This window comes from Actinoplanes sp. NPDC051343, assembly GCF_044455125.1.
Classification (GTDB): Bacteria; Actinomycetota; Actinomycetes; order Mycobacteriales; family Micromonosporaceae; genus Actinoplanes.
The window spans coordinates 941951-963865 of the sequence record NZ_JBITEL010000001.1; the positions used below are offsets into that span (position 1 = coordinate 941951).

Sequence of the window (21915 nt, forward strand, 5' to 3'; positions counted from 1 at the left end):
GAGCCGACGTCCGGCGCGGCCGATCGGGCGACTCTGGGTTCACAACGCCACCAAGGAGGACACGGTGAACCCCGAGAACAACTGGAGCGTCCCGAACGGCCGGATCCGCACCTCCGACCAGGAGCGCGAGAAGATCGCCGAGATCCTGCGTGCGGCCATGGCCGAGGGCCGGCTCAACCTCGAGGAGGGCGAGGAGCGGCTGGCCGCGGCGTACGCGGCAAAATATCGCGACGACCTGAGGCCGCTGACGGCCGATCTCCCCGACGGTGGCCGGCGTGCCCTGGCCGACACGCCGGAGGCACGTCAGGCGACACGCCGCCACCTCAGCCGCCACGCCGGATTCGTGGTCTTCGTGGGCCTGGTGCTGACCGGCATCTGGGCACTCTCCCACGCGGTCTTCTTCTGGCCCGCGATCCCGCTCTTCTTCCTGGTCATGGGTCTGGCCCGGCACGCCGGCATGCGCCGGCGCGGCTTCGGACACCCGTACGCCGAGCGGCTCGCACCCTGGAACGCGCCCGGCCACCGGTGATCTACGACATTCCTTAATGGACGTGTCGGTCGTTGATCGACTCCCCCCGCTCTGTCACAGTGACCGGGTTTGCCCCCGGTCACGTCGGAACGGGGCGCGGGGAGGGTCAACTACACATGATGGGTCCGTCGCACGCCCTGTCCGGAGCGGCCGCATGGCTCGCCGGAAGCTGGGCGCTCGATCAGTACGCCGGATACCACCAGTCGCCGCTGGCGATCTCGGTCGGTGCCCTGGTTTGCGCCGGGGGCGCCCTCTTACCCGACCTCGACCTGTCCGGCCGGGTGACCACCAACCAGGGCGGCGCCACCGTGGCCCACACGTTCGGCGTGTTCTCGCTGTTCGTGGCCGAGGTGATCGAGAAGTTCAGCCTCGGCGTCTACACGGCGACCCGGCTCTCGAAGGACCCGCGGCGCAACAACGGTCACCGTACGTTCACCCACACCCTTCCGTTCGCCGCGCTGGTCGGCTGGGGAACCACGGCGCTGGCCGCGCACTTCGGCAAGTGGGCGGTCGTCGCGATCGTCTTCCTGATGGCCGGCATGGCGCTGCGCGGCCTGTTCGAGGAGTGGGCCGAACGGGCCGGATGGGTCATCGTCGCCCTCGCCTCGGGCGGCATCGCCTGGTTCACGGCGGCCAACCTGCCCGGTGACCGCGGCTATCCGATGCTCGGATTCGCGGCCGGAGTGGGCTGTTTCGTTCATCTGATGGGCGACATCGTCACCAGTGCCGGCGTACCCATCGCGTGGCCGATTCCGACCGGACGCCGGATGTGGCGCATGATCGGCATCCCGAACGCCATAGCGGTCAAGGTCGGCGGCAAGGTCGAGGTGTTGGTGCTGCGTACGGCGTTCACCATCATCTCCCTGCTCGCCATCGCGGGACTGATCGCACCGTGGGCCCTGCATCGGTTCGCGCCGTCGACGTTCGCCGGGAGTGACCACTAGGGACCACTGTGTGGTAGATCCTGCGACATTTTGCCGACAGGGCGATGGTGTCCGGGTCGCTCATCGTCGAGGCTGGCCCGATGACCACCTCGCTCAACCACGGCGAACCCACCCCGTTCGACCGGGAGCTCGCCCGCACCAGCGCCGAAACCCTGCGCGAAAAGCGGAATCGGCTCACCGGCCCGGCTGCGCCCCTGGTGCGCGGCTGGGCCCCGCTGCAGGCGGCGATGCACGACGCCCTGGTCAATCCGCCCAAGGGCATCGCGGACGTGCTCGCCATCCAGGTCGTCGTGCAGGCGATCCTCGACCAGCTGCCGCCGAGCCCCGCCAACAACCGCGTCGCCGCTTTCAACAAGCTCTATCTGACGATCACCCGGCGGGTCGACACGGCGCTGCAGACGACGGCCCAATGGCCGGAATTCCTGGAACGCCTCGACGTCGAATTCGCCAAGCGTTACTTCCTCGCCCTCGACCTGTGGAACCGCGACCAGGCGGAGACGCCGGACGTCTGGGAGGTGCTGTTCCGGCGGGCCGGCGACACCCAGATGAGCGAACTGATAGCCGCTGTGCTCGGCGTCAACGCGCACATCAACCATGACCTGTCGCTGGCGCTGATCTCGACGTGGGAGCAGCTCGGACCGCCGCCGGACGACAAGATCTACCCGGACTACGAGCTGGTCAACAAGATCTTCTACGAGGAGATCCAGCCGTTGCGCCGAGGGTTCTCGGACGACTGGCAGATGGATATCGACAGGCTTGTCGGGCCGTTGGACGACTGGAGTCAGCGGATTCTGGTCAAGGTCACCCGGGCGCAGGCGTGGGAGCAGGCTCGGCGGTTGTGGCCTCTCCGGGATGATCTCGAGGATTTCCGGGCGGCGTGCCATTTGATGGATCGGGCCGCTTCTCTGGTCGGGGAGTGGCTCCTTTTCGGCGATCGGTTCGTCACCGATGCGGGGCACGTTGTGGTCGGTGGCCGGCGTTTCCTTCAGAAGATCCTGGACTGAGCGGAACGGTGCCGGCGATTCCACGGGCGGTTGCGGTTGTCATTTCCGGGTCCCGGGTGTTGGTGATCAGGCGATACCTGCGGCAACGGTCGGCCGCTGAGTGCGTCATGTGCGAGGACGCCGGGGTGGCGGGCCCATCCTGTGCGGGGCATCGGTACGCGGTGTTGCCGGGCGGGCACGTCGAGAACGGCGAGAGTGCCGCGGGAGCGGCCGAGCGGGAGCTTGCCGAGGAGACGGGGCTTCGGGGTACGGCTGGGCGGCTGGTGTGGACCGGGCGGCACAACGGGCGACCGGCGTTCTACTTCCTGATGGACGACGTTTCCGGCGTGCCGGTGATGTCGGGGCCGGAGGCGGCCGAGAACGGGCCGGACAACAGCTATGAGCTGCTGTGGGCTGAGGCTGATCAGCTCGAGGGGCTTCACCCGCCCGATATCGGGCCGGTTGTGGGCCGGATGTTAGCCGCGTAGGAGCGGCTCGGCCGTTCAGCGCCCGGCAGGCCATCGGTCAGGCCGCCTCGGTGACGAGCACCGTGCGCACACCGGGTTCGTCGGGAGCGGTCCAGACCGATTCGACGTCGGCCAGCGGTACGGCCCGGGCGGTCACCTCGAGACCGCCACGGTTGATCTCGTCGACCAGCGACGGGAGCTCCTCGAGGTAGGCGCGGGTGGAGACGGCTCCCTGGCCGTTGCCCTGGAGGCGGAAGTTGGCCGAGCGGAGGCCGACCGACGGCAGCTCGATCGTCGGGCCGGCCATCGAGCCGATCTGGATCCAGTTGAGCTCGCGGCTGCGGTCGGACCGGGCGGTCAGCAGCGCCATGATCGCGGACGCGGCGGGTTTGCCCCACAGATAGTCGATGACCAGGTCGACCTCGGCCGCCTCGGTGGCGAGAGACGAATCGTCGAGGCCGACGGCGGTGGCGCCCAGACCGGGCAGCAGCGCGAGGCGGCGTTCATCGCGGCCGGCGCCGACGACCCGTCCGGCGCCGAGCCGCTTGGCGACCTGGATCGCCATCCGGCCGGCGTTGCCGGTCGCGCCGAGGACGAGTACGGACTGGCCGGGCTTGATCGGCACGCGGCGGCGCAGCGCGACCCAGGACGACATCGCCGGGTTCATCGCGGCGGCGACCTTGACCACATCGACGCCGTCGGGCAGCGGGAGGCAGCGGCGGGCGTCGATCACGGTCCGGGTGGCCATCGGGCCGGTCAGCTCGTCGTCGGCGACGAAGTAGACCAGCTTGCCGTCGGGCAGCCGGCCGACGCCGTCGACGCCCGGGACCATCGGGAGCTTGCCGGTGCTCGTGTAGTGCTTGCCGGACGCACCGGTGCGGACCCGCGGGTGCAACCCGACCGCGAGCACGTCGAGTAAGACCTCGTCGTCGCCGCACGGCGATGGCAGGTCGAAGGCTTCGTAGCGCGGCGGGTGGTCGAACGAGCGGACGACTGCGGCGAGAGTTTCCATCTTCGCTCCAAGGTAAAGGTACGTGACACGAACTAAATTAGTTCGCGCCACGTACTTTTACAAGGCGTCGCCGCTCAGATCTCGTACGCCAGGTTGGGCCGCAGCCAGCGCTCGACCTCTTCGACCGACATGTTGCGCCGGGCCGCGTAGTCGATGATCTGGTCCTTGGCCAGGCGGCCGACGGTGAAGTAGCGCGACGACGGGTGCTGGAAGATCAGGCCGCTGACCGCGGCGGCCGGCGTCATCGCGTACGACTCGGTGAGCCCCACCCCGATCGTGTCGCTCCCGAGCAGCTTGAAAAGCTCCTTCTTCTCGCTGTGATCGGGGCTCGCCGGGTAGCCCAGGGCGGGCCGGATGCCCCGGAACCGCTCGGCGTGCAGGTCTTCCAGCTTGGGCTTGGAGCCGGGCTCGAACCACTCGCGGCGGGCCTGCAGGTGCAGGTATTCGGCGAACGCCTCGGCCAGCCGGTCGGCCAGCGCCTTCACCATGATCGCGCGGTAGTCGTCGTGCTCGGCCTCGTATTTGCGAGCCAGCTCGTCGGCGCCGTGGATGGCCACCGCGAAACCGCCCAGATGATCACCGCTCGGCGCCACGTAGTCGGCCAGGCACCGGTTGGCCCGGCCGGAAGGCTTCTCGGTCTGCTGGCGCAGCATCGGGAACTTGACGCCGTTGTCGAGCACGATGTCGTCGCCCTCGCTGTGTGCGCCCCAGAAGCCGTACAGGCCGCGGGCCTTGAACGAACCATCCGCGATGATCTTGTCGAGCAGCACGTTGGCGTCGTCGTAGAGCTCGCGGGCGACCGGCTGGTCGAGGATTGCCGGGAACTTGCCCTTCAGCTCCCAGGCCAGGAACAGGAACTGCCAGTCGATCATGTCGCGGAGCCCGGCGATCGAGGGCTGCACCTCGCGTACGCCCGTGAAAGCCGGAGTGGGCAGGTCGCTGAAGTCGACCGCCTCGCGGTTGGCCCGCGCCGCCTGAAGGGTGAGCATCGGCTGAGCCCGCCGGTTGGCGTGCTGCTCGCGAAGCCGCTCCTGCTCGGCGCGATTTTCCTCGTCGAGCACCGCGGCCCGCTTCGGGTCGAGCAGGCTGCTCACCACGCCGACCACGCGCGACGCGTCCAGGACGTGCACGGTCGAGCCCGCGTACGCCGGGGCGATGCGCACCGCGGTGTGCTGCCGCGACGTGGTCGCCCCACCGATCAGCAGGGGCAGGTCGAGGCCGCGCCGCTGCATCTCGGCACCGACCGCGACCATCTCGTCGAGCGACGGCGTGATCAGCCCGGAGAGCCCGATGAAGTCGGCCTGCTCGTCGATCGCGGTCTGCAGGATCTTGGCGGCGGGCACCATCACGCCGAGGTCGATCACCTCGTAGTTGTTGCAGCCGAGCACCACGCCGACGATGTTCTTGCCGATGTCGTGCACGTCGCCCTTGACCGTGGCCAGCACGACCCTGCCCTGCCCGCGGCCGCCCGCCTTCTCCTTCTCCATGTAGGGCTCGAGGTAGGCGACCGAGCGCTTCATGACCCGGGCGCTCTTGACCACCTGGGGCAGGAACATCTTGCCGGAGCCGAACAGATCGCCGACGATCTTCATGCCGTCCATCAGCGGGCCCTCGATCACGTCGAGCGGCCGGGGCAGCAGCTGCCGCGCCTCCTCGGTGTCGTCCTCGATGAAGTCCACGATCCCGTGGATCAGAGCATGCGACAACCTTTCGGCCACCGGCGCCTCGCGCCAGGACAGATCGACCGTACGCTGCTTGCCCTCCCCCTTGACCGTGGCGGCGAACTCGACGAGCCGGTCGGTCGCGTCCGGGCGCCGGTCGAACAGCACGTCCTCGACCAGCTCGAGCAGGTCGGCCGGGATGTCCTGGTAGACCGTGAGCTGACCGGCGTTGACGATGCCCATGTCGAGGCCGGCCTGGACCGCGTGGAACAGGAACGCCGAGTGCATCGCCTCGCGCACCACGTCGTTGCCGCGGAACGAGAACGACAGGTTGGAGATGCCGCCGCTGGTGCGCGCGCCCGGGCAACGCTCCTTGATCAGCGGCAGCGCCTCGATGAACGCCTTCGCGTAGCCGTTGTGCTCGCTGATGCCGGTCGCGACGGCCAGCACGTTCGGGTCGAAGATGATGTCGTCGGGGGCGAAGCCGGCCTCGTTGACCAGCAGGTCGTAGGCGCGACCGCAGATCGCGACCTTGCGGTCGCGGGTGTCGGCCTGGCCCTTCTCGTCGAAGGCCATCACGACCACGCCGGCGCCGAAGTTGCGGATCTGCTGCGCCTGCTTGAGGAAGGACTCCTCGCCCTCCTTGAGGCTGATCGAGTTGACCACGCCCTTGCCCTGCACGCACTTGAGGCCGGCCTCGAGGACCGTCCACTTCGAGCTGTCGATCATCACCGGGATGCGGGCGACCTCGGGCTCGGTGGCGATGAGGTTGAGGAAGGTGGTCATCGCCTGCTCGCTGTCGAGCAGGTCGGCGTCCATGTTCACGTCGAGCAGGTTGGCGCCTCCGCGCACCTGTTCGAGGGCCACGTCGACGGCACCCTGGTAGTTGTCGGCCTCGATCAACCGGCGGAACCGGGCCGAGCCGGTGACGTTGGTGCGCTCGCCGATCATGACGAAGCCGGTGTCGGGGCCGATCGCGAAGGGCTCCAGGCCGCTGAACCGAGTGGTTTCCGCCTTGTTCTCCATCACGCGCGGCTGAACGCCCTGCACCGCCTCGGCGATTTTCCCGATATGCGCCGGGGTGGTGCCGCAGCACCCACCGACGATGTTGACCAGGCCGGCCCCGGCGAACTCGCCGATCAACTCGGCGGTCTGCACCGGGGTCTCGTCATAGCCGCCGAACGCGTTGGGCAGGCCCGCGTTGGGGTGGGCCGCGACGAAGGTGTTCGAGATGCGGGCCAGCTCGGCCACGTGGGGCCGGGCCTCGGTCGCGCCGAGCGCGCAGTTGACCCCGACGATCAGGGGCTGGGCCCGCTCGATCGAACGCCAGAACGCCTCGACGGTCTGGCCGGAGAGGGTGCGCCCGGAGAGGTCGACGATCGTGACCGAGATCCAGAGCGGCAGGTCGGGCGCCACCTCACGGGCCGCCGCGATGGCCGCCTTCGCGTTGAGCGTGTCGAAGATCGTCTCGATCAGCAGCAGGTCGACGCCGCCCTCGGCCAGCGCCCCGATCTGCTCGGCATAAGAGGCCTTGACCTGGTCGAAGGTGACGGCGCGGAAAGCCGGGTCGTCGACCTTGGGCGACAGCGAGAGGGTCACGTTGAGCGGGCCGACCGAACCGGCGACGAACCGGCGGCCGGGGGCCTCGTCGGCCGCCTGCCGGGCCAGCCGGGCGCCCTGCAGGTTCATCTCGCGCACCAGCGACTCGAGGCCGTAGTCGGCCTGGCCGATGCTGGTCGCGGTGAACGTGTTGGTCGTCGTGATGTCGGCGCCGGCGGCCAGGTACTGCCGGTGGACGTCGAGGATCAGATCGGGCCGGGTCAGGTTGAGCAGATCCGGGTCGCCGGTGACATCCTTCGGATGATCGGCCGGGACCACACCGCCGGCCTGGTAATCGTCGGGCTTCAGCTTCGCCGCCTGGAGCATCGTGCCCCAGGCGCCGTCGAGCACCAGGATCCGCTCGCTCAGCAGATGCCGCAGCTCAGTAGTTGTCAGACTTCTTTTCACACCGACCACCTCCGGGTAACAACGGAGGCGCCCTTGGTCGGGTATTGCATCTCTTGCCACAACCAGAAGCGCGGAAAGAGGGGACGAGCGTGGCGGGGGCGGGCCCCCGTTGCAGCGCCTCTCGTCCGGGCTGCTAAAGATACCCGATTTTCATTTCGCATCGGAGTAAGCCCCAACCACTGAGACCTCCAGCGGGAATCGCACCTCAGTGTCGCCGAACACCAGCCGTTTGGCCTGCTCGGCACTCGCCTGAACTGCGGATACCACGTCGTCGGCGATCTCGGCCGGGCAGTGCACGACCACCTCGTCATGGACGAAAAGCACCATTTCGGCGGCCGTGCCGGCGAGCGCGGTGCGGAGTGTGGCGAGCAACACGAGCGCCCACTCGGCGGCGGTCGCCTGCACGACGAAGTTGCGGGTGAACCGGCCGCGGGCGCGCCCGCTGGCCCCGTCGAGAGCCGGCTCGGCGTCGGGCGGGTCGAGCCCGGCCTCCTGACCGCCCCGGCCGGCCGGCGGGCAGGTGCGCCCCAGCCAGGACCGGACCAGTCCCCCGGCCTCGCCGGTGCGGGCGGCCGCCTCGACGTAGTCGAACGCGATCGGGTAGCGCTGCCGCAACACCGCCAGGGCCGGGATGGCGTTGCCGCCGGTCTGGCCGTACATCGCGCCGATCAGCGCCACCTTGGCCTTGGCCCGGTCACCGTCGAACGAGTCGGCAGCCAGCGCGGCATAGAGATCACCGGCCGCCCCCGCGGCCGCGAACCGGGCGTCACCGGAGACCGCAGCCAGCACGCGCGGCTCGAGTTGCCCGGCGTCGGCGACCACGAACCGCCACCCCGGGTCGGCGATCACCGCCCGGCGCACCACCTTGGGCACCTGCAGGGCGCCGCCGCCACGGGTCGCCCAGCGGCCGGAGACCACGCCACCCGGCACGTATTCGGCCCGGAACCGCCCGTCGCTCACCCAGGCGTCGAGCCAGGTCCAGCCGTGCGCGGTCCAGATGCGGTAGAGCTCCTTGTATTCGAGCAGGGGCCGCACCGCCGGATGGTCGACCTTACGCAGCACCCAGGCCCGCGTGTTGGGCACGTCGACCCCGGCCCGCGCGAACGCCCGCACCACCTCGTGCGGCGAGTCGGGATGCAGCCCGCGCACCCCGAACGCCTCGTTGATCTCGGCGGTCAGCTCGGCCAGCCGCCGCGGCGGCCCGACCGGCTGCGGCGCCCCGAGCAGCTCACGCAGCAACTCGTCGTGGATGTCGGCCCGCCACGGCAACCCGGCGTGCCCCATCTCGGCCCCGAGCAGCCCACCCGCCGACTCGGCCGCAACGAGCAGCCGGAACCGCCCCGGATGCTCGGTCCCACCGATGCGCCGCTGCTGATCGCCATAGACCTCGCACACCGCGGCAAGCACGTCGAACCCCCCGGCCGCGGCCGGCGGCGGCCCGGTCGTCTCGAACAGCGCACCCTGAGCGAACCCGGGCGGCTCGGCGACCCGCGGAGGCGGATCGGGCGGCACCGGCAGCCCGTGCAGCCGGGCCCGCGCGGCAGCCAGCGCCCGCGGCTCACCCCAGCGTCCGGCGTGGCCGAGCAGCAGCGACTCGGTCAGCTCGAGGTCATGGCAGCGGGCCACCCGCACGCCGGCCCGCAGCAGCGCCGGATAAAGATCGGCGGTCGACGCCCAGACCCACCGGGGCTGATCTTCCCGCTCGCGCACGGCGATCGCCGCCGCAAGGTCCCCGGCCACGACGGGCGGGCCCAGCGGCGTGCCGTCGGCCCGCAGATCCTGCAGCCGACCATCGGAAACCACCGCCACCAGCACCCGGCCATTCTCCCGCCCGGGTACGACACTTTCCGCCGGTCGCCGCGCCCTCGCCTGCACCGGGGCCACGGCGAGAGCCTCGCGCATGCTCCAGAGGTACGGCGCGGCGCCGCCGGCCGGCATGCCGCCAGCCCGCCATGCCGCCGACCTGCCATGTCGCCGGGTCGCCGGGTCGCCCGGTCGCCCGGTCGCCGGGTCGCCGGGTCGCCGGACAGCCGGTCGCCCGGTGGGTCGGAGAGGCATCCGGTTCGGGCTCGCGTCGGCCTGCGGGTCGGTGCCGGCGAGACGGTGTGCGTGGTCGGCCCGAACGGCGCCGGCAAGTCGAACCTGGTCAACGCCATCGCCGGGATCCACCCGGCGGCCCGCGGCCGCATCGTCGTCAACGGCGTCGACACGACCGGGCTGGCCGGGCACGGGGCCGGCCACCACGGCGTCGCGGTCGTCCCGAGGGCCGCCGCGTCATACCGCGGATGACAGTGGCTGACAACCTGCTGCTGGGGCCGTACCGGAAGGAAGCCCGCCGCGAGCACAAGGCCACGCTGGCGTCGGTGCACGAGATGTTCCCGCGGCTCGCCGAACGATCCGGCCAACCGGCCGGCAACCTCAGCGGCGGCGAACAGCAGATGCCGGCGATCGGCCGCGCCCCGATGGCCCGGCCGGCGCTGCTGCTGCTCGACGAGCCTTCGCCGGCGGTTGTCCCGGTCCGCGTCGACGAGGTCTTACGACGATCGAGCGGATCGCGGCACCGGCGTCAGCGTCCTCGTGGTCGAGCAGGACGTCGAGCGGGCTTGACGGCCATCCGATCTGCTGGTGGGTGCGGCACGGCTGCGGTCCAGGCGGGCCGGATCGGTGGCGGCATCTGCGGGCCGGTGAAAGCTATCCGTTCGGATCGCGGTGGCTTCGGGGTCACGCTTTCCGCGGTGCCGGAGTTGAGGTTGTTCACCGCATTCGAGGCGCGATACCCCGATGTCGTCCGGCCGCCCTCCGGGCGCCGCCGACCGAGGAACTTTGGTCTTGCGGTCGGGAGCGCTTCTTCGCGTACGGGAAAGCTGATTGCCGACCCGGCCGGAACCCGCCCCTGGAGCTGGTGTCGCTCCTGGCCGGGTCGACCGTTGCGCATGCGCGACCGGTGCGCGCCCTGCGCCCGTTATGTCCCCACAGGCTCGCCGGAGCGCTGCCCTCGCTGCATGGCTGCCGCGCCGCCCGCCCTCACCCCGGCAGGACGGCCACCGGCGGGTCGAATAGCCGGCCGACGTGCTCGCTTCGCTGCCCGAGGCGTTGCAGGCGGCCCTTCGGGGGCGGTTCTCCCCCGGAAGCCAGAACGCCCCTGGCCACCCGAAACGGTGGCGAGGGGCAGTCCGGCCGGAAACCTAGGAGTGGATCGGGTGCCGAGCAGAACGCGCACACCCTTGGACCCGTTAGGCAGGTTGCGCCCGATGGTCACCCGGCCCATGTCGGTCATTAATTGTCGCTGGACTGCTTCCAGAGATTGATGCCCGACTCGGTGGCGTACTTGTCGATCTCGGCGAGCTCGTCGTCCGAGAATGACGTATTTCCGAGCGCGGCCACATTGTTTTCCAGCTGCGTGACGCTGCTCGCGCCGAGCACGGTCGAGGTCATCCGCGGGTCGCGCAGCACCCAGGCGATCGCCATCTGGGCCAGGGTCTGGCCGCGGCGCTGGGCGATCGCGTTCAGCGCCCGCACCTTCTCCAGGCTGTCCTCGCTGAGCAGGTCGGACGAGAGCGACTTGCCCTCGGTCGCCCGGGAGCCCTCCGGCACCCCGCCGAGGTAGCGGTCGGTCAGCATGCCCTGGGCGAGCGGCGAGAACGCGATGCAGCCGGCGCCGACCTCTTCCAGCTGGTCGAGCAGGCCGTTCGTCTCGGTCCAGCGGTTGAGCATCGAGTACGACGGCTGGTGGATCAGCAGCGGGGTGCCCAGGTCACGCAGGATCGCGGCCGCCTGCGCGGTCTTCTCGGCCGAGTACGACGAGATGCCGGCGTAGAGCGCCTTGCCCGCGCGGACGGCCGCGTCGAGCGCGCCCATCGTCTCCTCGAGCGGAGTCTCCGGGTCGACCCGGTGCGAGTAGAAGATGTCGACGTAGTCGAGGCCCATCCGCCGCAGCGACTGGTCGAGCGAGGCGGTCAGGTATTTCCGGGAACCGTAGTTGCCGTACGGGCCGGGCCACATGTCGTACCCGGCCTTGGTCGAGATGATCATCTCGTCCCGGTAGGGCGCGAAGTCGGTGGCCAGGATCCGCCCGAAGTTCGACTCGGCCGAACCGTACGGCGGGCCGTAGTTGTTGGCCAGGTCGAAGTGGGTGATCCCGAGGTCGAACGCACGACGGAGGATGGCGCGCTGGGTCTCCAGCGGCTTGTCGTCGCCGAAGTTGTGCCACAGGCCGAGCGAGACGGCGGGCAGCTGGATGCCGCTGCGCCCGGTGCGGCGGTATTCCATGGTGTCGTAGCGGGCGTCGTCGGCGACGTAGGTGGTTGGCATAGTTCCACCCTGGTACCAGACGATCCCGGCGTCCAACAGAAGAAACCGCTCGAATTCAGCACGTAGACACGGTCCGCCGCCTCTGTGTCGAGGTCAACGACGTGCACACGCTGCTCGATTTCGTGCACCAGGGGCTCGGCGTGGCGCTGGTGCCGGCCCCGGTGACCCGCAAGCCGCATGCGGCGGGGCTGCACGTGGCCGTGCTGGAAGCGGCCGACGCGGCGTCCTGGCCGGTCTCGATCGCCGTGCCGGCGGCCGCCCCGCTCGGGCCGGCCGCCGAAGCTCTACTTGATTCGCTGACGCTTCCAGAGGGCTTTACTTCACTGCGCCCGAGGTGAGACCGGACTGGATCTGCCGCTGGAAGATCGCGTAGACCACGATCATCGGGAGGATCGACAGGGTCAGCGCCGCGAACAGCGTGCTCCAGTCGGCGTGATAACCGGCGCTCGTGCTGATGTTCGCGATGCCCTGGGTGAGCACCCACTTGGAGTCCGCACCCGCGCCGGAGAGCACCACGGTCGGCAGCAGGTACTGGTTCCACTGGCCGACGATGTTGAAGATCGCGATGCTGACCAGGCCGGACCGGGCCATCGGCATCATGATCTGCCCGAACCGCCGGATGTGGCCGGCCCCGTCCATGACGGCCGCCTCCTCGATCTCCTTGGGCAGCGTCTGGAAGAACGAGACCAGGAAGAAGACCGTGAACGACAGCGAGTAGGCGATGTAGACCAGGATCAGCCCGGTGAAGGTGCCGAGCAGGTTACCGCTTTCGCTCGGGAAGGGAATGCTCTGCAGGATGCCGAACAGCGGGGCCAGCGCCATGAACGTCGGGAAGGCCAGGCCGGAGATGAACACGTAGTAGAGGATCCGGTTGCCGGCGAACTTGTAGCGGGCCAGCACGTAGGCGGCCATCGCGCCGAGCACCATCGTGCCGGTCGTGCTGATCGCGACCACGAAGACGCTGTTCAGGAAGTACGTGCCGACGTGGGCGGTCTCCCAGGCGTGCGCGTAGGTCGAGAACGAGAAGTGCTTCGGCAGCGCGAACGGCTTGCCCAGGAACAGCTCGGTGTTGTTCTTGAACGACGCCAGGATCACCCAGATCAGCGGCCCGGCCGTGGCCAGGGCCCAGAGGATCAGCGCGATGTGCGCGACCGCCCCGAGCGGGTTGATCCCGCCGCCGCGCTCGCTCTTTCGCCCGGCCGCGCGGGGCTTGCTGGCCGGCACCGCGGGGACGGCCTCGGTGAGGTTGGACATGTCTCTCGCCTCCTACCGGCTCAGGCTTCGACGTCGCGCCGGGTGACCCGAAGGGTCAGCGCCGCGAAGGTCAGGGTCAGGAAGAACAGCACGACGCCGATCGCCGACGAGTAGCCGGCCGCCCCGTTGAACGCGTTCTTGTAGATGTCCATGCTCAGCAGCATGGTGGCGTTGTTCGGGCCGCCCTGGTTGACCGTCATGAGGTTGACCAGCGCGAACCCGTCGAAGGCGGCGATGCCCAGGTAGACCCAGGCGACCTGCAGAGTGTTCCAGAGCAGCGGGATGGTGATCCGGAAGAACAGCACCGGCCGGGTGGCGCCGTCCAGCGCGGCGGCCTCGTAGATCTCCGGAGCGATCGATCCCATGGCGGCCGAGAAGAGCACGACGTAGAAGCCGATCTGCTGCCAGACCAGCACGAGCAGCAGGCAGGTCAGCGCCCACCGCTCGTCGGCCACGAACAACCACGGATGCCACGACGAGGGGAACAGACCGTTGATCATGCCGCTGCGGTCCGAGCCGAACACCCGCCCGAAGATCACCGCGACGATGACCAGCGCCAGCAACTGCGGGAAGAAGAAGATGATCCGGTAGCCCTTGGAGCCCCACACGCCGCGCGTGACCCCGCCCTTGGAGTTGCCGCCGACGTTGAGCAGGAACGCGAAGAACAGCGAAATCGAGATCGCGATGATCGGCAGCAGGATCAGGAGGAACAGGTTGTGCCGCAGCGCGGCCCAGAACACGGTGTCGTGCCACAGCCGCTGGTAGTTCGCGAAGCCGTTGCCGTGCGCGGCCCCGAAGCCGGTCCAGCTGGTGAACGACAGCGTGAACATCTGCACGTAGGCCCAGATGACGAACAGGCCGTAGAGCGCCACCGGCACGACAAGGAAACCGATGATGAAGGGGTACTTGCCGTGCCGCATGGCGCCCTGCCTATCTGACTAACGGTCTTTCAGGAACGGGGGAACTTGGTGACCGAGGAGTCCTTGGCGACCTTCTGGGAGGCGGTCTCCATGGTGTCGCAGAACTTCTTGGCGTCGCCGCCCTTGAACATCAGCTCGTTGGCCGCGTCGCGGGACGCGTCGTCGAGCGGCTTGTACCAGGTGTCGAACAGGTAACCGACGAAGACATCCTTGCCCGCCTTGGTCAGCATGTCATTGGCGCTGGTCAGGCCCGGCGAAAGGGTGAGGCCCTCGGTCGCGCCCTGCACCACGGTCAGCGACTTGGTGAGGTCGGTGAAGCCCTTCGCGGCTTCCTTGGAGAGCATGGTCCGCAGGTACTCCTTGCCGCCCTGCGGGTTCTTCGCCTTCGACGGGGCGAAGTAGATCTCGCCCGCGGCGGCGTTGATCGCGGTGGCCGGCAGCTGGTCCGAGGTGGTCACGCTCGGGATCGGCATCACCGCGTACTCGTAGCCGGTCTTCGGCGTGTCGGCGGCCATCTCGTTCTCCAGCCACGAGCCGCACGGGTACATCGCCAGCTTGTTCTGGTCCTGTTGGAGCTGCACCTGGGTGTGCTTCAGGCCGAGGAAGCTCTTGTCGATGTACTTCGCGCCGATCTGGCCCCAGGCCTGCGCGGCCTGCATGACGGCCGGGTTCTGCCAGGCGCCGGCCTTCAGGTTGTCGATGTCCTTGGTGACCTGCTCGGTGCCGATCTTCACGGCGCTGGTCAGGATCGCGCGGACCATGTAGTACGAGGCGTTGGCGCCAGCGAAGCCGAACGGCGTGATGCCGGCCGCCTTGATCTTGTCGCACAGGGCGGTGAAGTCGGCCCACGTGGTCGGCGGGGTCCAGCCCTTGCTGGCCCAGAGGACCTTGTTGTACCAGAGGCCGTAGATGGTGAAGGAGTAGTTCACCGCGTACGGCTTGCCGCTGTACGAGCCGATCTCGATCGCACCCGGGACCAGGGTCTCGGAGACCTTCTTGCCGGGAATGTCGAGCGACGGCGCGGCAAACAGGTCGGTCAGCTCGGACGCCTGGCCGGCGTTCACGATCGCGCCGAAGTCCATCAGGTCGGAGCCCGAGTTGTTGACCATGTCCGGCGGGGTGCCGGCGTTCAGCCGCGGCTTGACGACCGTCGAGACCGTCTGGGTCGACTGGAAGGTGACCTTCGAGTCCGGCCACTTCTTGGTGTAGAGCGGGGTGTCGACGTCGGTCGAGTACTTGGTGCCGAGACCGCCGTCGAAGATCAGGATCTCGATGCCGGTCTTGGGGTCGATACCCAGCGGGTTATCGGCCGAGACCGTGCCCTTCGACTGCTTCTGGGTGGTGTCGTCGCTGCCGCCGGCGCAGGCGGCCAGCATGCCCACGGCGGGCGTCGCGAGCAGACCGACGGCGCCGGCCCGGCGCAGCAGGGTACGACGGTCGAGCTCGGGCTTGGCGAATATGTCAGTCACAGCATCTCCTCGGTACTTGACGTTCCTTACTGGCCCTGATTCAGCCCTTCACCGCGCCGGCGGTCAGGCCGGTCGCGATGTTGCGCTGGATGATCAGGAAGAAGACCACCACCGGAATCGAGGTGATGATCGCACCGGCCATGAGAGGACCCCAGGCGGTACCGCGCATCGTCTGGTTCTGCAGGAGCCAGGCCATCAGGTTCTGCTTCTGCGGGCTGTTCAGGGTGTTGATGATGATGTATTCATTCCACGCCTGAATAAAGCCGTAGACGCTTGTCGCGACCAAACCGGGACCTGTGAGCGGCAGGATGATGCGCCAGAAGGTCTGGAACCGGTTGCAACCGTCGATGAGCGCGGCCTCGTCGAGCTCGCGCGGGATGGCGGAGATGAAGCCACGCAGCGTCCATACGGTATACGGAAGAATCAGGACCAGGTACACGAGACTGGCACCAACCAAACTGTTGGTCAAGTGCCATCCCTGCAGCTCCAGGAAGAGCGGGATGATCAAGGCGATCAGGGGCACCAGCTGCACACCCAGGATCACCATGATCAGCGACTTACGGCCGAAGAACCGGAAGCGCGCGATGGCCAGGGCGGCCAGGAAGCCGACGACCAGCGCGGCGAAGACCGCGACGACCGTGATGATCAGGCCGTTCGCCATGTCCTTGAGGAAGAGCGGCGCCTTGAGAGCCGACGTGAAGTTGGCCAGCGTCGGGTGCCGGGGGAAGAACGTCGGGTCGAAGACCAGGATCTCGTTCGACGGCTTGAACGCCGTGTTGAGCACCCAGTACACAGGGAAGATCATGACCAGCGCGAAGACGATCCCGAAGGCGTTCGCCAGGATCGTCCCCGTACGGCTACGACCGACCGTGACCACCGAGTCCGAGGAGGCGGCCCGGCGCCGGCGCTTGGCCCGCAGCGGCGTGGGCGTGGGGGTGGTGGCGACCATCAGTCCACCTCTCCGATCTTGAACATCTGCCGGATGTACAGCACCATCACGCCGAGCAGCAACAGCACCGTGAGGACCGAGATGGCCGAGCCGGGGCTGTACTTGGCCTGGCCGAAGGCCTGCGAGTACGAGTAGGTGGCCAGCGTCTGGAAGGACTGCTCGGGCTTGGAGTCACGCAGCACCCAGACCTGCGTGAACAGGCCGAAGTTCCAGATCACCGACAGCGTGGTGACGATCGTCAGCAGCGGCTTGAGGATCGGCAGCGTGATGCTGCGCAGGGCCTGCCAGCCGCTGGCGCCGTCCATGGTGGCCGCCTCGAGCAGCTCCTTGGGCACCTGGGTCAGGCCCGCGTTGAGCGTGATCGCCAGGAACGGAATGCCGGCCCAGACCACCAGCGTGGTGATCACGATCCAGCCCTGCGCCGTGCTGATGAACCAGGCGTGGTTCTGGAACGAGACGCCCGGCAGCTTGTCGATCAGGTAGTTGACGACGCCGAAGTCGGAGTCGGTCATCCACCGGAAGCTCTGGGCGGCGACCAGCTGCGGCATGGCCCAGACGAACATCAGGGCGACGACCATGGCGATGCGGACCCACGGGTGTACGCGGCGCATCACCAGCGCCACACCGAGGCCGATCAGGACCGTCGACAACACCGAGACCACGGTGAACAGAGCGGTGTGCCAGACCACGGTCCAGAACACCGAGTCGGTGAGGACCTTCTGGTACTGGTCGAACCCGACCCACGGCGGCGCCTCGCCGGTGAACAGCTGGCGCAGGCTCAGGTTCTGGAACGAGAGCATGATCATCTTGAGCATCGGCCAGCCGAGGAGGCCGATCAGCAGGATCAGGGCCGGCACCGACAGCAGCCAGGCGGTCCGGTTCTCACCATGACGGCGCAACCGGCGTACGGCCGGCCGGCCCGGCCGCGCGCCGCCCGTCCGGGCCGATCGCGCAGTCGTCGGGGAGTCGACGGCGGTCATCTTTGCTTCCCTCCCTAGAAAAGGCGACGGCGCCGCCCGCCCGGAGGCCCGGGCGGGCGGCGCCCGCTCGTCACTCGGCGAGCGTGCTGTCGATCTGCTGGTCGGCCCACTTGGTGGCGTCCGCCACCGACTTCTTGTTGGTCAGGATGTCGGTCAGCATCTGCGGGAGGATGTTGGCCTTCTCCACGTCGGCCCACTTGCCGGAGTTCGGCGGGAACCAGCTGGTCTTCGCAGCCTGGGCGGCCGCGGACAGCGACGGGTTCTCGGTGGCCGTCTTGTCCAGCAGCGCGGTCGAGTTCGGCAGCGCGTTGGCCTTGATCAGGCCGTCCATCGAGGTGCTGTCGGTGAAGTACTTGATCCACTGAGCGGCCAGGGCCGCGTTCTGGCTCTTGCTGGTGACGCCCAGGTTGGAACCGCCCAGGAAGGACGGGATGCCCGGCATGGCCGCGGCGGCCAGCTTGCCCTTGACCTTGGTGTCGATCTTCGGCGAGTTCGGGTCGTTGGGGTCCTTGGCGACCTGCTCGGCCGAACCCTGCTCCCAGGTGTTGCCGTAGAACATGCCGGCCTCGCCACCCTGGCCGAACACGCCGGCCTGGTCGCTCTCGTCCTTGGTCACGTCGGCCTTCGAGTACTTGTGGACCAGGTCGACCCACTTCTGCAGGCCCTGCTGCGCGGCCGGCTGCTCGAGCTGGCCGACCCACTTGCCGCCGTCCTGCTTGGCGATCTGACCCTGGTTCGCGTAGACCCAGGACATCGCGGCGTACCAGTACTTGCCCGGCATGTAGACGGGGCCGAACTTGCTGTCGTTCTTGTTGGTGTCCTGCAGCTTCTGCGCGTCCGCGAGGAACTCGTCGTAGCTGGTCGGAGCGGCCGCGATGCCGGCCTTCTTGAACAGGTCGGTGCGGTAGAGCAGCACCCGGGCGCCCGCGTAGTAGGGCACGCAGTAGGTCTTGCCGTCCAGCTCGCAGGCACCGTCGAGACCGGTCAGCCAGGTGCCCGAGTTCTCGAAGTCGCCCTTGTTCAGGCCGGCGAACGCGCCGGTGGTGACGTACTTGGCGAACTCGGTGTTGCCGAGCTCGACCACGTCCGGCACGTCGCTGCCGGCCAGCGTCGCGTCCAGCTTGGTCAGGTGGTCCGCCCACTGCTGGTACTGGACGTCGACCTGCGCGCCGGTGGCCGCGGTGAACCGCTTGCTGGCGTCGTCGACGACAGCCTTCCAGCCGGTCTGGGCGTCGACCATGAGCCAGACCTTGACGGTCTTGCCCTTGCCGTCGACCGCGCCGTTGGCCGAGGTCGTGTCGTCGCTCTTCTTATTGCCGCAAGCAGCGGCGCCGAGCAGCGTCGCGGCGAGGGCCGCGGCAACCGCGATCTTGCGCTTCACGCTTCCTCCATTTTGTGTTCGGTTTTATCCGTTTTGTTCGTAGATCCATCTTTGGCCGCTTTGTGGCCGTGTACGGCCTGCGCGGTTCGCTGGAACGCAGCGTGCGAACGTTCGTGGGTCCGCTGCGCGACCGCGACGTAGAGGAGGTCGAGAACGACCAGCTGGGGATGCCGGGCGCTGAGCGCGTCCGGTCGGAACGTCGTGGCCTGGGTGGCGGTGAGCAGGACGATGTCCGCGAGCTCGGCCAGCGGCGAGCGCGGAAAACTGGTGAGCGCGATGGTGGTCGCCCCGCGGCTGCTGGCCTCCGCGAGGAGCTCGATGGTTTCCCCGGTCTCCCCGCTGTGCGAGATGCCGAGCGCGACGTCGCCGGCCCGGGACAGCGCAGCGCTGGCCAGGCCGTTGTGCACGTCCGTCCAGGCCCACACCGGAACGCCGATGCGGTGCAGGCTGAACTGCATCTCCTCGCCGACCAGCGCACTGCCGCTGGCGCCGAAGATGTTGACCCGCGGCGCACTGGCGATCGCGACCGCGGCCCGCTCGACCTCCCGCAGATCCAGGAGAGCGGCGGTGTCGTGCATGGCCTGCGTGTCCGAGGCCATGATCTGCCCGAGCACCCGCTCCAGCGGGTCGCCCGGCTGGATCTCGCGCCCGATGTCGACGGTCCAGCCGGCGCTGCGCGCCCGCCCGGTCTCGGCGGCGATGCCGAGGCGAAGGTCGGCGTACCCGTCGAACCCGAGCGCGCGGCAGAACCGGGTGACGGTCGCCGGCGAGGTGCCGCTGCGCTCGGCGAGCTCGACGATGGTGGCCCGGGAGGCGGCGGCGGGGTCGGCGAGCACCTGCTCGGCCACCCGGCGCAGCGCCCCGGTGAACTCCGGAAGAAGCGACCGCACCCGGACCAGCGTCCCGTCCGAGTTCATCTTGCTCTCAGACCCGGAACCCCCCGAGACACCCGGGTTCCCGTCCCCTCCCAGCCCGGTGACCTGCCGGTCGGCCCGCTGGCTTCCCCGCCGGCTTCCCTGCTGGCTGCCCTGCTGGCTTCCCCAGTCGCGAACCAGGGATCGGACAACCGCGGTCGCCGCGGCGCCGTCCACTTCTGGCTCGCTCATTGGCCACCCTTTCAGGAAGGACTGTTTACTGTCGCGGTAAAAGTTCTTACTAAAGACACCTTCCTGTCAAGGCCGTGGGCGAAGTTTTCAAACCGTTACCTGACCTGCGGTGATGAAGACCGGTCAGCCCTCCCCCACTTGACGCCCATCGATCCCCAAATCCCCGTTAAGACGTGACCGCCATCACTAGTGCCCTTTGCTCCGCTTTTGTCATAGGCATTTCGTAGCCAGGCACCACCCGTCCGGCCCCGCCCGACTCCGCCGTTCAGCCCATCCGCCGGGCATTTGAAACGATTCGGAAACCTTACAAATCAAGGTCCACCCGCCCCGTACGCCGCCCCGCCGACGTCTCTTCGCACTGCTCACCACCCCCTGCGGCAGCCACGTCCCACTCGCCGTCGACCGACCCGCCGCCCGCCGCCCGCCGCCCGATCACGCAGAGCAACCGCCCAGGCCGGCCGCCGCGCACATGCGCACTTCCGTCGCCGCTTGACCCGGCGCCGCTTTCTGCGCTCCACGGCCCGCTTGCTCTCCGCGGCCCTGACCACCGACCAGTCGTCATCGGCAACTCCGGCCGGCTATCACGGCGCAGGCATCCCGCAGCCCGCGAGCCGAAGACCGCCGGCGACAGCCGCCGCCCACCGCCGCCCCGGACCGCGGCGATCGCAAGCCCCCGAGCCGGGATGAGGTTTGGCCCCCGCTCAGCGGTCAGCGGTCAGCGGGGTCATGGTCACGATTGGGTTTTCACTACACCAAAGCCGTGAGGTGAACCGGATGCTGCTTTCCCTACCAACAAAGGAGGGGGCAGCATTGATCAGCGAGCACCGACGCTGCCTAGATTAGAGTTTTGGCATGATCGAGTGCTGACACGAGAGCTTGATTCTGCGGGACAATTCTCTGGTGGGGCAGCTACAGTTTTTCAACTCGAAACAATTGGCACAGATGCGCGACCGGACCGCGGCGAGAAACTATTCCCCTGAGGCAGATGAATTCCGCCGCGCACACGAGTTTCACCGCGCGTGGGGCCTGAAACGTCGATATGCCGAGAAGCAGCGACGCCTGGATTCCGAGGCAACATCGCCCCGCGCCGCGCCCGAGGCCGTCTCGCAGCACGACCAGGAGCCCCGTCGGGACGACCGACAATGGCAGCTCCGACCGGAGCGGTCAGCTCCCAGCGAGCCGTCCGCGATGCCACGGCCCGGCGGCCGCTCCGAGACTTCCGCCCAGCCGAGGCCGATCACCGAGCGACCCGAGGAAGGCTGCCGCACATCGACGCCTGCCCGACTGTCACCCAAACAAATCATCAGCGCCAAGACAGCCCCGAACGGGCCAGCTCTCAGCCCACCGCCCGCCGCAGCATCGCAACCGAGTTCGGAAGTCTCCACCCTTCCCGCTGCCGAGCCGGGCGCCTCGGCCAGGCCGACTACTCCATCGGCGAAAGCGCACCCACGAAGCCCAGCATCCTGGCGAAACCCAGCGAGCCGCGCCCCACAGCCGACCGGAGCAAGCCGAGCACTCCTGCTAGACCTGGCGCCCCAGGAATGCCAGACGCCCTCAGAAAACCGGCCGCTCTCGCGCGGCCAACGCTGCGCGTCCCGATTGGTCCGGCCGGCTCAAGGAGACAGAGCACCCCAGCCGAGCTCACCAGCCCAAGAGCGCCTGGCATCGCGGCCGAGCCCATCACTTCAGGAGTCGCTTCCCCGCCCAGGACGAGACCTTCCTTCCGCGTGCCGGCCGTGCGGGCAAGCCCCACGCCAGGCGAGCTGGACGCCCCGGCAGAGCGGACCAGCCCAGGACCGCCGAACGCCTCAACCCCGCCGACCAGCCCAGGAGCGCCGAGGGTCCCAACCGAGCCGACCAGCCCAGGAGCGCCGAGGGTCCCAACCGAGCCGACCAGCCCAGGAGCGCCGAGGGTCCCAACCGAGCCGACGATCCCGGGAGC

General features: G+C 68.7%; 18 protein-coding genes. 7 read left to right on the forward strand and 11 right to left on the reverse strand.

Annotated elements, in window-relative coordinates; all coding sequences use genetic code 11:
* Positions 1-64 precede the first annotated feature (64 nt).
* The 4 genes from ACIA5C_RS04105 to ACIA5C_RS04120 all read left to right on the forward strand — a co-directional run bounded on the left by ACIA5C_RS04105 (position 65) and on the right by ACIA5C_RS04120 (position 2944).
* Positions 65-529, forward strand: coding sequence for a DUF1707 domain-containing protein (locus tag ACIA5C_RS04105; protein WP_396051025.1), 465 nt, complete (start codon positions 65-67; stop codon positions 527-529).
* A gap of 116 nt (positions 530-645) precedes the next feature.
* A complete protein-coding gene (locus tag ACIA5C_RS04110) occupies positions 646-1473 on the forward strand; it encodes a metal-dependent hydrolase (RefSeq protein WP_396051028.1) in 828 nt (275 codons plus the stop codon).
* An 80-nt stretch (positions 1474-1553) separates the two neighbouring features.
* Positions 1554-2477 carry a DUF5995 family protein gene (locus ACIA5C_RS04115; protein WP_396051031.1) on the forward strand — a complete coding sequence of 308 codons (924 nt, stop codon included), beginning with the start codon at positions 1554-1556 and terminating at the stop codon, positions 2475-2477.
* Between the two features lie 8 nt (positions 2478-2485).
* On the forward strand, positions 2486-2944 hold the full coding sequence (locus ACIA5C_RS04120; protein ID WP_396051033.1) for an NUDIX hydrolase: 459 nt from the start codon (positions 2486-2488) through the stop codon (positions 2942-2944).
* A gap of 37 nt (positions 2945-2981) precedes the next feature.
* Here ACIA5C_RS04120 and ACIA5C_RS04125 read toward each other — a convergent pair whose 3' ends face one another.
* From ACIA5C_RS04125 to ACIA5C_RS04135, 3 genes are all read right to left on the reverse strand, one after another.
* A complete protein-coding gene (locus ACIA5C_RS04125) occupies positions 2982-3935 on the reverse strand; it encodes a zinc-binding alcohol dehydrogenase family protein (RefSeq protein WP_396051035.1) in 954 nt (317 codons plus the stop codon).
* Between the two features lie 74 nt (positions 3936-4009).
* Positions 4010-7603: a methionine synthase gene (gene metH / locus ACIA5C_RS04130; protein ID WP_396051037.1), complete on the reverse strand. Its 3594-nt coding sequence runs from the start codon at positions 7601-7603 to the stop codon at positions 4010-4012.
* 150 nt (positions 7604-7753) lie between these two features.
* The gene (locus ACIA5C_RS04135; RefSeq protein ID WP_396051039.1) at positions 7754-9505 is read right to left on the reverse strand and encodes a bifunctional 3'-5' exonuclease/DNA polymerase; all 1752 of its coding nucleotides are present in this window, start codon (positions 9503-9505) and stop codon (positions 7754-7756) included.
* Between the two features lie 66 nt (positions 9506-9571).
* Between ACIA5C_RS04135 and ACIA5C_RS04140 the strand changes: the two genes are divergently transcribed.
* Both ACIA5C_RS04140 and ACIA5C_RS04145 read left to right on the forward strand, forming a co-directional pair.
* The gene (locus ACIA5C_RS04140; protein WP_396051041.1) at positions 9572-9892 is read left to right on the forward strand and encodes an ATP-binding cassette domain-containing protein; all 321 of its coding nucleotides are present in this window, start codon (positions 9572-9574) and stop codon (positions 9890-9892) included.
* On the forward strand, positions 9889-10911 hold the full coding sequence (locus tag ACIA5C_RS04145; RefSeq protein ID WP_396051044.1) for an ATP-binding cassette domain-containing protein: 1023 nt from the start codon (positions 9889-9891) through the stop codon (positions 10909-10911). Before ACIA5C_RS04140 ends, ACIA5C_RS04145 begins: the two co-directional genes overlap by 4 nt.
* On the opposite strand, the gene mgrA is transcribed toward ACIA5C_RS04145, so the two are convergent.
* Complete coding sequence (mgrA, locus tag ACIA5C_RS04150) at positions 10880-11914, reverse strand: L-glyceraldehyde 3-phosphate reductase (protein WP_396051046.1); 1035 nt, start codon at positions 11912-11914, stop codon at positions 10880-10882. The genes ACIA5C_RS04145 and mgrA overlap by 32 nt on opposite strands.
* Positions 11915-11967: 53 nt before the next feature.
* On the opposite strand from mgrA, the gene ACIA5C_RS04155 reads away from it, so the two are divergent.
* The gene (locus tag ACIA5C_RS04155) at positions 11968-12252 is read left to right on the forward strand and encodes a LysR substrate-binding domain-containing protein (protein ID WP_396052012.1); all 285 of its coding nucleotides are present in this window, start codon (positions 11968-11970) and stop codon (positions 12250-12252) included.
* Here ACIA5C_RS04155 and ACIA5C_RS04160 read toward each other — a convergent pair.
* From ACIA5C_RS04160 to ACIA5C_RS04190, 7 genes are all read right to left on the reverse strand, one after another.
* A complete protein-coding gene (locus tag ACIA5C_RS04160; RefSeq protein WP_396051048.1) occupies positions 12230-13168 on the reverse strand; it encodes a carbohydrate ABC transporter permease in 939 nt (312 codons plus the stop codon). The genes ACIA5C_RS04155 and ACIA5C_RS04160 overlap by 23 nt on opposite strands.
* 20 nt (positions 13169-13188) lie before the next feature.
* On the reverse strand, positions 13189-14088 hold the full coding sequence (locus ACIA5C_RS04165) for a carbohydrate ABC transporter permease (RefSeq protein ID WP_396051050.1): 900 nt from the start codon (positions 14086-14088) through the stop codon (positions 13189-13191).
* Positions 14089-14117: 29 nt separating this feature from the next.
* Positions 14118-15557, reverse strand: a complete 1440-nt coding sequence (ngcE, locus tag ACIA5C_RS04170) for an N-acetylglucosamine/diacetylchitobiose ABC transporter substrate-binding protein (RefSeq protein WP_396051053.1) — start codon at positions 15555-15557, stop codon at positions 14118-14120.
* Between the two features lie 40 nt (positions 15558-15597).
* Entirely contained in the window at positions 15598-16506 is a 909-nt protein-coding gene (locus tag ACIA5C_RS04175) for a carbohydrate ABC transporter permease (RefSeq protein ID WP_396051055.1), read from the reverse strand.
* The gene (locus tag ACIA5C_RS04180) at positions 16506-17486 is read right to left on the reverse strand and encodes a carbohydrate ABC transporter permease (protein WP_396051057.1); all 981 of its coding nucleotides are present in this window, start codon (positions 17484-17486) and stop codon (positions 16506-16508) included. Before ACIA5C_RS04180 ends, ACIA5C_RS04175 begins: the two co-directional genes overlap by 1 nt.
* A gap of 70 nt (positions 17487-17556) precedes the next feature.
* Positions 17557-18867 carry an extracellular solute-binding protein gene (locus ACIA5C_RS04185; protein ID WP_396051060.1) on the reverse strand — a complete coding sequence of 437 codons (1311 nt, stop codon included), beginning with the start codon at positions 18865-18867 and terminating at the stop codon, positions 17557-17559.
* Complete coding sequence (locus tag ACIA5C_RS04190) at positions 18864-19784, reverse strand: MurR/RpiR family transcriptional regulator (RefSeq protein ID WP_396052013.1); 921 nt, start codon at positions 19782-19784, stop codon at positions 18864-18866. The genes ACIA5C_RS04185 and ACIA5C_RS04190 overlap by 4 nt, the downstream gene beginning before the upstream one ends.
* Between the last annotated feature and the right edge of the window lie 2131 nt (positions 19785-21915).